Source organism: Micromonospora globispora, from assembly GCF_003857015.1.
Taxonomy (GTDB): domain Bacteria; phylum Actinomycetota; class Actinomycetes; order Mycobacteriales; family Micromonosporaceae; genus Micromonospora; species Micromonospora globispora.
Map to the genome: position 1 here is coordinate 22,590 of NZ_QGGF01000235.1, position 10,102 is coordinate 32,691.

10 protein-coding genes are annotated in these 10,102 nt (G+C 68.6%); 3 read left to right on the top strand and 7 right to left on the bottom strand.

The features are described from left to right. Window position 1: 1 nt before the first annotated feature. The 3 genes from DKL51_RS10330 to drmC all read right to left on the bottom strand — a co-directional run bounded on the left by DKL51_RS10330 (window position 2) and on the right by drmC (window position 3,418). On the bottom strand, window positions 2-1,537 hold the full coding sequence (locus tag DKL51_RS10330) for a hypothetical protein (RefSeq protein WP_109964412.1): 1,536 nt from the start codon (window positions 1,535-1,537) through the stop codon (window positions 2-4). A gap of 623 nt (window positions 1,538-2,160) precedes the next feature. Continuing rightward, the gene (locus DKL51_RS10335) at window positions 2,161-2,343 is read right to left on the bottom strand and encodes a winged helix-turn-helix domain-containing protein (protein WP_109964424.1); all 183 of its coding nucleotides are present in this window, start codon (window positions 2,341-2,343) and stop codon (window positions 2,161-2,163) included. A 463-nt stretch (window positions 2,344-2,806) separates the two neighbouring features. Next, a complete protein-coding gene (gene drmC, locus DKL51_RS10340) occupies window positions 2,807-3,418 on the bottom strand; it encodes a DISARM system phospholipase D-like protein DrmC (protein WP_109964411.1) in 612 nt (203 codons plus the stop codon). A 6-nt stretch (window positions 3,419-3,424) separates the two neighbouring features. On the opposite strand from drmC, the gene DKL51_RS10345 reads away from it, so the two are divergent. Both DKL51_RS10345 and DKL51_RS10350 read left to right on the top strand, forming a co-directional pair. Further along, on the top strand, window positions 3,425-3,667 hold the full coding sequence (locus tag DKL51_RS10345; protein WP_109964410.1) for a DUF8847 domain-containing protein: 243 nt from the start codon (window positions 3,425-3,427) through the stop codon (window positions 3,665-3,667). Window positions 3,668-3,826: 159 nt separating this feature from the next. After that, on the top strand, window positions 3,827-4,264 hold the full coding sequence (locus tag DKL51_RS10350; protein ID WP_123809595.1) for a hypothetical protein: 438 nt from the start codon (window positions 3,827-3,829) through the stop codon (window positions 4,262-4,264). A 228-nt stretch (window positions 4,265-4,492) separates the two neighbouring features. Here DKL51_RS10350 and DKL51_RS10355 read toward each other — a convergent pair whose 3' ends face one another. Both DKL51_RS10355 and DKL51_RS36890 read right to left on the bottom strand, forming a co-directional pair. Further along, entirely contained in the window at window positions 4,493-4,864 is a 372-nt protein-coding gene (locus DKL51_RS10355; RefSeq protein WP_109964408.1) for an ArsR/SmtB family transcription factor, read from the bottom strand. A 570-nt stretch (window positions 4,865-5,434) separates the two neighbouring features. Next, window positions 5,435-5,956, bottom strand: a complete 522-nt coding sequence (locus DKL51_RS36890) for a transposase (RefSeq protein ID WP_109964407.1) — start codon at window positions 5,954-5,956, stop codon at window positions 5,435-5,437. Window positions 5,957-6,240: 284 nt separating this feature from the next. On the opposite strand from DKL51_RS36890, the gene DKL51_RS10365 reads away from it, so the two are divergent. Further along, complete coding sequence (locus DKL51_RS10365; RefSeq protein ID WP_109964406.1) at window positions 6,241-6,915, top strand: HNH endonuclease family protein; 675 nt, start codon at window positions 6,241-6,243, stop codon at window positions 6,913-6,915. A gap of 63 nt (window positions 6,916-6,978) precedes the next feature. Here the strand turns inward: DKL51_RS10365 and DKL51_RS10370 are convergent, their stop codons facing one another. Together DKL51_RS10370 and recD2 are read right to left on the bottom strand one after the other, a co-directional pair. After that, window positions 6,979-7,230, bottom strand: coding sequence for a hypothetical protein (locus DKL51_RS10370; protein ID WP_243420505.1), 252 nt, complete (start codon window positions 7,228-7,230; stop codon window positions 6,979-6,981). A gap of 33 nt (window positions 7,231-7,263) precedes the next feature. Then, window positions 7,264-9,477 (bottom strand): SF1B family DNA helicase RecD2, encoded by a 2,214-nt coding sequence (gene recD2, locus DKL51_RS10375; protein ID WP_109964404.1) that lies wholly within the window; start codon window positions 9,475-9,477, stop codon window positions 7,264-7,266. Window positions 9,478-10,102: the final 625 nt, after the last annotated feature.

Genomic DNA, 10,102 nt, shown 5'->3' on the forward strand with positions numbered 1-10,102 from the left:
ATCAGCAGTCCGAGCAATAGGGGCGGATCGGCTCGGCGGCCGAAGCGGAGGCGTACGCCACGGTAGATGCCACGCTGACCGAGCTGGCGGATTTTGCGCGTGCGCTGGCGTCGACGCTCTCGGCGCGCTCGATCTCATCGAGCGTCAGGTCGCTGGACACGTAGGCGCGCGCCGTGCTGTCCCACGAGAACAGTTCCTGCAGCCACTTCGGCAGCCGTCCGTAGACGACCTTGTCGAGGCCGGTCTGCCCGCCGTTCAGGCAGCCCTGGATACGTGCCGCGTCAGCCGTCGAGGTGCCGAGGGAGACGACGTCACGGTTGCCGTGCTCGCCGAGCTTCGACACGAGGACGTTGCCGCCCGCCAAGCCGATGGCCAAGGGCTTCGCGGCATCCGCGCCGATGACCTGCGGCAGCACCTCAGCGACAGCTGAGTGCAGGGCCGCGGCGGCCTTCACCGCGCGCAGGGCCGCCTTGTCCTCGTCGTCAAAGGGCAGGTAGGCCAGCGCCTGGACACGGTCACCTTGGTACTGCACCCGCAGCGCTTCGTAGTCCTGGACGGTGGCGTGTCGCATCTCGGAGCGGATAGCGTGATACGCGCGCACCGCTTCGGCAAGCAAGCCTGCCTGGTCGGCGTCCTCGACGTAGCGCGTGAACCCGTCGACGTCCGCGAAGAGGGACACGGCGTTGACGCGCTTGGTGTTGCTCATGCCCAGCTTGGCCTTGTCGATCTTCACCGTCGCCTGGTACACGGTCGCGGAGCCGGGCGGGTAGGCGGCGAGGGCGTCCTTCAGCCGCTTGCGGGTAGCCTCGCGCGACCATCCGTGGCGGTACTCCTCAACCAGTTCCTCCAGCCGGTCATCGTCGAGGGCGATTGCTCGAATGTCCGGGTCGCTAGTCTCGGCGATGTAGTTGTCGAACGCCTCGGGGAGCAGCGCGGCGGCCTCCAAGGTGATCCGTATGCCCTTGCTGTCGATGATCTTCGCGGCCCGGTTCGCGGGGTTGCCCAGGAACAGCAGCTCACGGTCACCCCGTACGCCGTTGGCGGTCACCAGGGCCTCGCCGAAGTCAACTCCGGCCGCCGTCCTCCAAGCCGCAGACTGGTCGAGTTCCAGCACCTCGTTGAAGATCCGGCCGGTGGCGACGATCGCCGCCACCGTAAGGACGGCCTTGACCACCATTGCCTCATCGTCGCCGATGGGGCGGTACGCCAGCCCATGCAGCTTCGGGCCCTGGAAGTGCACCTTGGTGGCATCGAAATCCGTCTCGACGACACGGGAAGCCTCCCTGGCCCACAGGTGCGACTGGTGCAGCAGGTCCTCACCGCCGCCTGTGCTCTCGTCGTCGATCGGGTCGTACGCCAGTTGCGTCCGGTAGCTCGGCACATCGACGTAGAAGTGCGCTCCAATGATCCTCTTCGGGTGCGTCAGAGTAGTGTTCTCCAGGTCGGTCTTGCGTTGAACCTCACCGACCGTCAACCCCTTGGTGGCGTCGTACGCCCTCTGAACCCGCTCCAGAGATTCCTCATAGTCCCAGCTCATAATCCCCCCCCTGATGGTCGGTACGTTGCCCCCAGCGCCGTTCCCCCCGACGCCGGACCATCGACCATTGTGACGCGGAGGTACGACAAAATCGGCCGGGAACCGGATTGGCTGGCAGGGGGAGGAGGTGCCAGCGGTTCCGGAGCAAGCCGCTGCTCGGTTGAGCTATCCCTTCCAGGCCTCAACCGGCTTGGCAGGCACGGTGGCGTCGAGCAGGGCCGCGACGTCCCGGCGGGCAGCGCGGTGCGGACGGCGGGATTGCAGCGGCCAGCGGACACGGCGGTGGCGTCTCGCCCGTCAAGACTGGTCCGGGCGGCGTGCAGCCGATCGCTGCGGGCGGCCACGACGCTGCGGAGCCTCGTCTGCCTACCGGGCCTGAGCGGGTGCGGCCGTTACGAGGGCGGCGTCGAGTAGTCAACGCAGGTACGCCACAGGCCGGGCTGGGTCGTCGAACAGGGGCCGCCCGGCGTGGCCGGTGAAACCGCCATTCATAGGCCACTGGAGCCCGCACGAGCCCCTATCGCGACGCAGGCAGGCAGGGCGCAGGGGAAGACTGCTGCGCCTGCCTGAGCCGTCCGCACGAGGACCCCGCGAGGGTCCGGGCGTTCCGCGTCCACCGCTAGCTAGCCGTTCTCCTTCACGTAGACCCCGGCTCCAGGCAGCGACTCGGTCAGTCCCTGCATCTTCAAGATCAGAAACACGCGGTCCGCGACGAAGCTGGACACCTCGTACTGCTCACACAACTCGGCCCGGCTGGGCAGGCGTGAGCCAGGCGGAAACTCCCCGGACTTGATTCGTTTCGTCATGTCTTCGGCTATGCGCTGGTAGGCGTACTGCGGTGGCACTGGTGGTTCCCTCCGGTCGGCACCTCCTACTCAATCACCCATGGCGAGTCCTTGACTAGCAATGGCTAACCATGGCAAGTTCGCTGACAGGTCCCTCCGGTCGGCAACCTGCGGGACCTCGGATAGCGGTCCGGGTACCTGATCGGGGATCGGTGCCCGGACCTGCTCGCCCCCTGGAGGTCTGACCGTGCCCATGGATGACGGACCTATTACGCCAGCCCTGGTTGTCTGGACGGCCAAGCGCGTGATCACAGCGCACTCCGAGCCGACCAACCCGCACCGGGCCACAGGCCGCTGCAGGCAGTGCCTGGATAGCGGCTGCGACATGCTGAGTTGGGCGATAGGCGTGCTCAAGGCGCACCGGCGGGATCCCTCTGCCGCGGCGTGGAGGGGGTCCTGCAAGCCCTGAGCGCGCCTGCGCCTGTCAGGTGACCTTTTCGTAGAGGATGCCGTGTTTGCTCCGCATGAGGGTCTCGATCGATTTAGCGAGGTTGGTGTCGTGCACCAGCAGCCCCAACTCGATGTTGGTGTTCTCGGCGCTGTACGAGAAGTTCGCGCTCGTCAGCAGCGTTATCGCACGGTCGACGACGATGAACTTGGCGTGGCTGACCAACGGCTGGTGGCCTCCGGTAAGGGTCAGCGTCCGGAGTACGGTCGCCTTCGGCAGGTGGGCCGCGACGGCCGCCGGGGAGCCGGCGTGGGCGTCGAGGTACACCGTGACGCTCAGGCCAGGGCGTGCTGCGGCGTTCTCCAGGGCGGTCCACATGCCTGAGTGCGGGGTGAAGTTGAAGCTTGAGCAGACGATCGACATGCGTGCGTCGTCGATGATTCGTTGGGCTTCGCTGGTGAGACGGCCGGTGGTGGCCTCGACGCCCGGCATGGTCCACACGGGGGTGATGGCGGTCCGGACCGCTCGTGCACCGGCGATGGCTCGGAGCACGGCGACCGAGTCGTCCCGGTGTTCCGCGCCACCAACCCGACGCCGAGCGGTCCGAGCGCCAGTCGAACCGCAGACGTTGATGGCGACGGTCATCATGGCTTCGTGACGGCGGTGGAGGCGTGGTTCCTTGGCGGGCCGATCGACGGACGGCTGATGCCGGTGGAGACGACTGTTGAGGGCGACCTGCCAGAGGTGGTGAGGATGCCTCAGGGCGGGCTGTATGTCAGTGCATCCGAGGTTGCGGCGTCGGCTGAGCACGTGTACGTCCTGGGCGATCGTTTCGACGACATCCACGTCTACCGCTACCAGCGGACCGACGAGGCGCAGGCCGATGGGTATCGATGAACTCATCGGAGACGAGCAAGCCGCTGTCGCCTGGCTGCAGTGCGCCCTCCGCGACTTCTACCTGGGTGACCGAGCATTGCTGCGATACCAGGTTGGCGAGTGGGGCCGACATTCCGTCTCGGCCATCACCTTGCCCGTCACGTCGACGCGGCTTGGGACGTGGACGCCGAGTACGACCGGCAAGGTACGGACGGGGACCGCAAGGTTCGAGACCCGGACGCGGCGACCCACATGCGGCCCGACCTCATCGTTCACCGACGAGGGCTACAAGGTGCCGGGAACAACCTGCTGTTCGTTGAGGTCAAGCGTCATTGGCAGCTGCCGGTCGGGGACACCGGCGACATCGACAAGGTTCGCCGAGCCGTGATCAGGCACGAGTACCAGATAGCGGTCACTCTCGGCATGGGTACGGCGGGCAGAACGTTCTCGCCCACCTGGACCGTGTACATCTCCTCGCCAGGATCGCACCGCGGCGCCTGCCCCGAGGCTATGCCGGTGGTCCAGGCGGAGGCGGTATTCGATGAAGCGCGGCTCAAAGATCTCGAGGTTGCCGCCCGTCACGCCGAGCGGAACCTGCGAGATGGCAACCAGTCGTGAGCCGCTCGGGTGCAAGCCCCGGCGGCACTTGAGGAGCAACGAGTCGGCGTAGCTGGCCGTTCGCAGCGACGATCTGCGTTAGAGAGCGGCGAAGCGAGCGACGACCGGTGCGTGATCTGGCACGACGGCAGCCTGACGGCTGCGGGTGGAAGCGCCGATGGAGGTGATGTCGTCCACCAGGGAGGGGGGTGGGGACCCGGCACCGGCGCCGGCCTTCGACAGTGCCGCTCAGCGGGCCTTCTTCGTCGCCCGTTTGCGCGGCGGCGTCAACAGGTCGGCTATCGCCGCGATTGCGGACGGCACCAGGCGGTAGTACGCCCAGACGCCGCGCTTCTCGCGCTCGAGCAGGCCGGCCTCGGTGAGGATCCGAAGGTGATGACTCACGGTCGGCTGGGAGAGGCCAAGCGGCGCGGTGAGGTCACTGACGGATGCCTCGCCCTCCGGAGCGGACTGGATGAGACTGAGCAGTCGCAGCCGGGCTGGGTCGGCGAATGCCTTCAGCACTCCCGCGAGCCGCTCGGCATCGGCGCGCTTGATCGGCTCGCCAGCAAGCGGCGAGATTGCAGGCGTAGCAGTTTTCGCAGTTCCCACGTCTTCCATCGTTCCACGAACACCATCGATTGGCCGGTGGAACCAGGACCAGTACCCCGGTGGCCAGCAGGCCGGGCGGTGTTGGGTACACCTGCAGGTCGCGTCCACGCCGGTGTTCAACCGCGGGCGTGATCTCTCGTACAGGCAGGCCTGCCACAGGACGGTTTCCCCGCCGCCGGGGACGATGTGCCCGTCGGCTGGCCCGCCGCGCAGCAGCACGTCCACCCATTCGGCGGTGCGTGTTGCTCCGGGGAGGGGGCGTGCGCTACGAGCACCTGTATGCCCAGGCCGGCAAGGGTTTCGGATGCAGGCCGGGGTCCGCTCGTTGGCTGCGTACGCGTGCAGCCGGTCCCCGCGCCGCTGCTTGACGTGGGGACCGGTGGTCGGTGGCCTGCGGCTGGGGCTGCTCCACCTGCGTGTGGCCGTGGCCAGCAGCCGGGCGTCGGCCTCGCCGACCAGCTCAGCTTCGCCGTCGAGACCTTGGCGCACCACGGCCGGCCCCCAGGCTGTGGACAACTCGCGTATCTGATGCTCCTGTAATGCAAGCCGGGCTGGTCAGAGCTCTACGAGGGCTGTGGATTACGGGGGCCGGATCCGCAGGGATTCCAAGATCAGCGGGTAGACCTGACGCGCGATGTACCGCTTCAGACATCGGGAGATGTCTTTGTTGCTCAGCCCTTGTTCCCGTCGGCGCTCGACGTAGGTCAGCGTCTCGGGATGGCAGCGCATCCGGTTGACCGCGACGATGTAGAGCGTCCTGTTGGCCATCCTGTCCCCACCTTGGTTGAGTCGGTGCCGGTCGGTGCGGCCGGAACTGGCGGGGATGGGTGAGACCCTGCAGAGGGCGGCGAAGGCCAGCTCGTCGCGGATCCGCTCGGGGTTATCGCGGCGGTGATGAGCAGCTGCGCGGCGACTTCGGGGCCGACTCCGGGCAACTCCAGCAGCTGCGGGGCGGCCTGCTTGAGTAGCACCTGCAGGTCGACGTCGGCGGCCCGGATCTCGCGGTCCAGGTCGATGATGCGACGCGCCAGCCGACGGATCGCGGTCTTGGTCGCCGCATCGGGTCGGCGATGTCCAGGGTCGGCCGCAACGCGGCAGCAGTGATGATCAGTTCCGAGTTGCGTAGGTGCAGGAGTTGGGTGCGCAGCGGTTCCGGGGCGGTGCGGACCATGCCGACCAGGGCGTTGATTGCCGCGGAGCACGCTTTCGGCGAACCCGAATAGTCGTCGCCTCCTTCTCAAGGGTTGAGCCGAGCAGGGGAGGGCGCAGAAATATGTCGAATGCCCAATGGCTGTATGGCATATGGCATCCCTTTACAGGCATGCCTTTCGATCGACATGATCGTCAGGCACGGTTGCCGTCCACCCCCTGACGAGGAGGCCCCCATGTGGAGCACCCGATCTTTGCCCCGTTTCCCGCGCGCCAGGCGGCAGGCCGCCGCGGTCGCCGTCGCTGCGCTCGCCGGGGCCTGCCTGGCCGTCGTGAACGCGCAGCCCGCCTCGGCCACGCCTCCGGGCATTCCGTCGAAGGCGACGGCCCAGTCGCAGCTCAACGCCCTGACAGTGGCGGCGCAGGGCTCAACGAGTGGCTATTCGCGGGACCTGTTCCCGCACTGGATCACCATCAGCGGCAGCTGCGACACCCGCGAGACCGTCCTCAAGCGTGACGGCACCTCCGTCGTGGTGAACAGCTCCTGCGCGGCCACGTCCGGCCGCTGGTACAGCCCGTACGACGGCGCGACCTGGACTGCCGCGTCGGACGTCGACATCGACCACGTCGTGCCCCTGGCCGAGGCGTGGCGCTCCGGCGCCAGTTCCTGGACGACCAGCCGGCGGCAGAGCTTCGCCAACGACCTCACCCGCCCGCAGCTGATCGCGGTCACGGACAACGTGAACCAGTCGAAGGGCGACCAGGATCCGTCGACGTGGCAGCCGCCGCTGTCGTCGTACCGGTGCACCTACAGCAAGATGTGGATCACCGTGAAGTACAGCTGGGGGCTGAAGCTGCAGTCCTCGGAGAAGTCCGCGCTGCAGAGCATGCTCAACACCTGCAGCTCCTGACCGCGCGGTTCCGGCCGGCGGCGCCGTCCTCTCGGACTCGGCCGCCGGCCGGAACCTGAGCCGTCACTGGGGCGGGGATGATGCAGCGTCGCCGGCTTGCTTGCGCCAACTGCCGCCGGCGTCGGCGGCGAGGAGGCGCTGGATCATCGCGAGGGCTTCGGGCTCGGTGTCGAATTCCCACCGCAGCACCCGGCCTGTCTCGCTGTCGCCGGCGCGGGCGACGACCTTCCATCGGACCTGGCGGGTCAGCCACACGTCGCGGCGGCCCAGGCGCCCCCAGATCCCGTTCCACCATCTTGCCGCCACGTCCTCCACCACGGCATCGTACAGGTGTTCGACTGGCGTGTGTCAGCTAAGTCGGTGGTCGAGGGCGGTGTGGCGGCGGCCGGCGCCGACGGTGCGCACGGCGGCGGCGAGGGCGCGACGGGAGCCGACGAGGACGACGAGTTTCTTGGCGCGGGTGACGGCGGTGTAGAGCAGGTTGCGTTGCAGCATCATCCACGCGCTCGTGGTGAGGGGGATGACGACGGCGGGGTATTCGGAGCCTTGGGAGCGGTGGATGGTCATGGCGTAGGCGTGGGCGAGTTCGTCGAGTTCGTCGAAGTCGTAGTCGATGCTTTCGTCCTCGTCGGTGCGCACCGTGAGGGTCTGTTCCTCGGGGGAGAGGGCGGTGACGATGCCGAGGGTGCCGTTGAAGACACCGGCCTGGCCCTTGTCGTAGTTGTTGCGGATCTGGGTGACCTTGTCGCCGATCCGGAACACCCGCCCACCCATGCGCCGCTCCGGCTGGCCCTCACGGTGCGGCGTGAGGCGCTGCTGCAGCAGGGTGTTGAGGGTGCCGGCGCCGGCGGGGCCGCGGTGCATGGGGGTGAGGACCTGCACGTCCCGGCGCGGATCCAGGCCGAACTTCGCTGGTATTCGGGTGCATGCGACCTCGACGGTGAGCGCGGCGGTGGCGTCGGTGTCGTCGCAGGCGAACAGGAAGAAGTCCGACAGGCCTTCCAGGAGGGGTGGGCGGCCGGCGTTGATGCGGTGGGCGTTGGTGACGACGCCGGACTGGGCGGCCTGGCGGAAGATCTGCGTCAACCGCACCCGGGGGATCGCCGGGGCGGTGAGCAGGTCGCGCAGGACTTCCCCGGCGCCGACGGAGGGAAGTTGGTCGACGTCGCCGACCAACAGCAGGTGCGCGCCGGGCGGGACGGCTTTGACGAGTTTGTTGGCCAGGATCAGGTCGAGCATGGACGCTTCGTCGACGACGAGCAGGTCCACGTCGAGGGGGTTGTCCCGGTCGTAGGAGGCGTCCCCGCCGGGACGCAGTTGCAGCAGCCGGTGCACGGTGGCCGCGGGGTGGCCGGTGAGCTCGGACAGGCGTTTGGCGGCCCGGCCGGTCGGGGCGACGAGGGTGACCTTGGCCTTCTTAGCGGCGGCGAGTTCGACGATCGAGCGGACGGTGAAGCTCTTGCCGCAACCCGGCCCGCCCGTCAGCACCGCCACCTTCGACGTCAGCGCCAGACGGACGGCCTGTTCCTGCTCGGGCGCCAGGTCGGCGCCGGTGCGGGCCTTCAACCACGCGAGGGCCTTGCCCCAGTCAACGCCGGCGAAGTGGGGCAGCCGGTCGGCCCGGTCGTGCAGCAGCCGCAGCAGGGAGCCGGCCAGGGACTGCTCGGCGCGGTGGAACGGCACCAGGTACACCGCCTGCACCGGCTCCCCGTCCGGGCCGGGCAGCGCCTCACGGACGACACCCTCGTCGGCGGCGAGGTCGTCGAGGCAGCGGTTGACGAGGTCGCCGGGCACGTCGAGGATCTTCGTGGCGTCGGCGACGAGCTGTTCGGCGGGCAGGCAGCAATGGCCGGAGTCGGTGGCCTCGGACAGGGTGTACTGCAGCCCGGCCATCACCCGCTGGGGGCTGTCGTGGGGGATCCCGACGGCCTGGGCGATGGTGTCAGCGGTCTTGAACCCGATGCCCCACACGTCCGCGGCCAGCCGGTACGGCTCCTTCGTGACCACGCCGATGGACGCGTCGGCGTACTGCTTGAAGATCCGCACCGCCAGGGACGTCGACACCCCGACACCTTGCAGGAAGACCATCACCTCTTTGATGGCCTTCTGCTCCTCCCACGCCGCGGTGATCTTCGCGGTGCGTTTCGGCCCCAACCCTGGCACCTCCACCAGCCGGGAGGGTTCCTCCTCGATGACCCGCAGGGTGTCCAAGCCGAAGTGCGCCACGATCCGCTCGGCGAACACCGGCCCGATCCCCTTGACCAGGCCCGAGCCGAGGTAGCGCTGGATGCCCTGGATCGTGGCCGGCAGCACGGTGGTATAGGAGTCGACCTCGAACTGCCTGCCGTACTGCGGATGCGACGACCACCGCCCCGACAACCGCAGGGTCTCCCCGGGCTGCGCCCCCAACAACGCACCCACCACGGTCAACAGGTCACTGCTGCGGTCGGTAGCCACTCGGGCGACGGTGTAGCCCGTCTCCTCGTTGACATACGTCAGCCGCTCCAGCACCGCTTCGAGGGTGGCAAGCGGCACACGGGCGGCGGCGGTCACGGCAACCATCGTGGCGGCTGCCCGATCCGCCCCGCCACCCGCCCCGGCCGGCGGCACCGACTGCGGCGGTCAGTCCGCTCGCCAGACGCGGCCGGCGAGGTACCGCAACCGGTCCAGGATGTGGCGCTTACCCTCCGCAGGCATGGAATCGTTCGCCAGCCGCGGGTGGGTCGCCCTGCTGTCGGCCTCGACCTCACCCGCGCCGCGACCGGGCGCCTGGCTTCCGGAAGGTCCCCGGGCAGGCGACCCTGCGGAGTGTGGCTCACGGTAGACGCGACCACTTGGTGACCAACTCTCACATCAGCGATGCCTGCGATCACCGCTGGCACTGGCCTTGACCGCACGCGACCAGGCCGCGGGCGGTCGCCGGACATTTGTAATGCCATCGGACGCCGCGACTTCACGGCCGGACTACCTCGCAAGCGCATGGGCGGCGGCCTGCTCCGACGGCGGCGACCGTCAGGAGGTGACCGGCGTCGTCGTACCGGTGGGGCTTGCCGGTGGCGACGCCGGGTCGGTGGACGCGGAGCCGGTGGGCGCCGGGCTGCTCGGCCCCGGCGTGCCGCCCGACGGGGTCGGACCAGGTGTGGACGGGGCCGGGGGGGGGGTGCCGGACGGGCTGGGAGTGGCGGTG

Excerpts from the sequence above, each read along its gene's own strand:
- DKL51_RS10335 (WP_109964424.1), bottom strand. The coding sequence starts at position 2,343 with ATGACGAAACGAATCAAGTCCGGGGAGTTTCCGCCTGGCTCACGCCTG.
- drmC (WP_109964411.1), bottom strand. The coding sequence starts at position 3,418 with ATGATGACCGTCGCCATCAACGTCTGCGGTTCGACTGGCGCTCGGACC.
- recD2 (WP_109964404.1), bottom strand. The coding sequence starts at position 9,477 with ATGGTTGCCGTGACCGCCGCCGCCCGTGTGCCGCTTGCCACCCTCGAA.
- DKL51_RS10355 (WP_109964408.1), bottom strand. The coding sequence starts at position 4,864 with ATGGAAGACGTGGGAACTGCGAAAACTGCTACGCCTGCAATCTCGCCG.
- DKL51_RS10365 (WP_109964406.1), top strand. The coding sequence starts at position 6,241 with ATGTGGAGCACCCGATCTTTGCCCCGTTTCCCGCGCGCCAGGCGGCAG.
- DKL51_RS10330 (WP_109964412.1), bottom strand. The coding sequence starts at position 1,537 with ATGAGCTGGGACTATGAGGAATCTCTGGAGCGGGTTCAGAGGGCGTAC.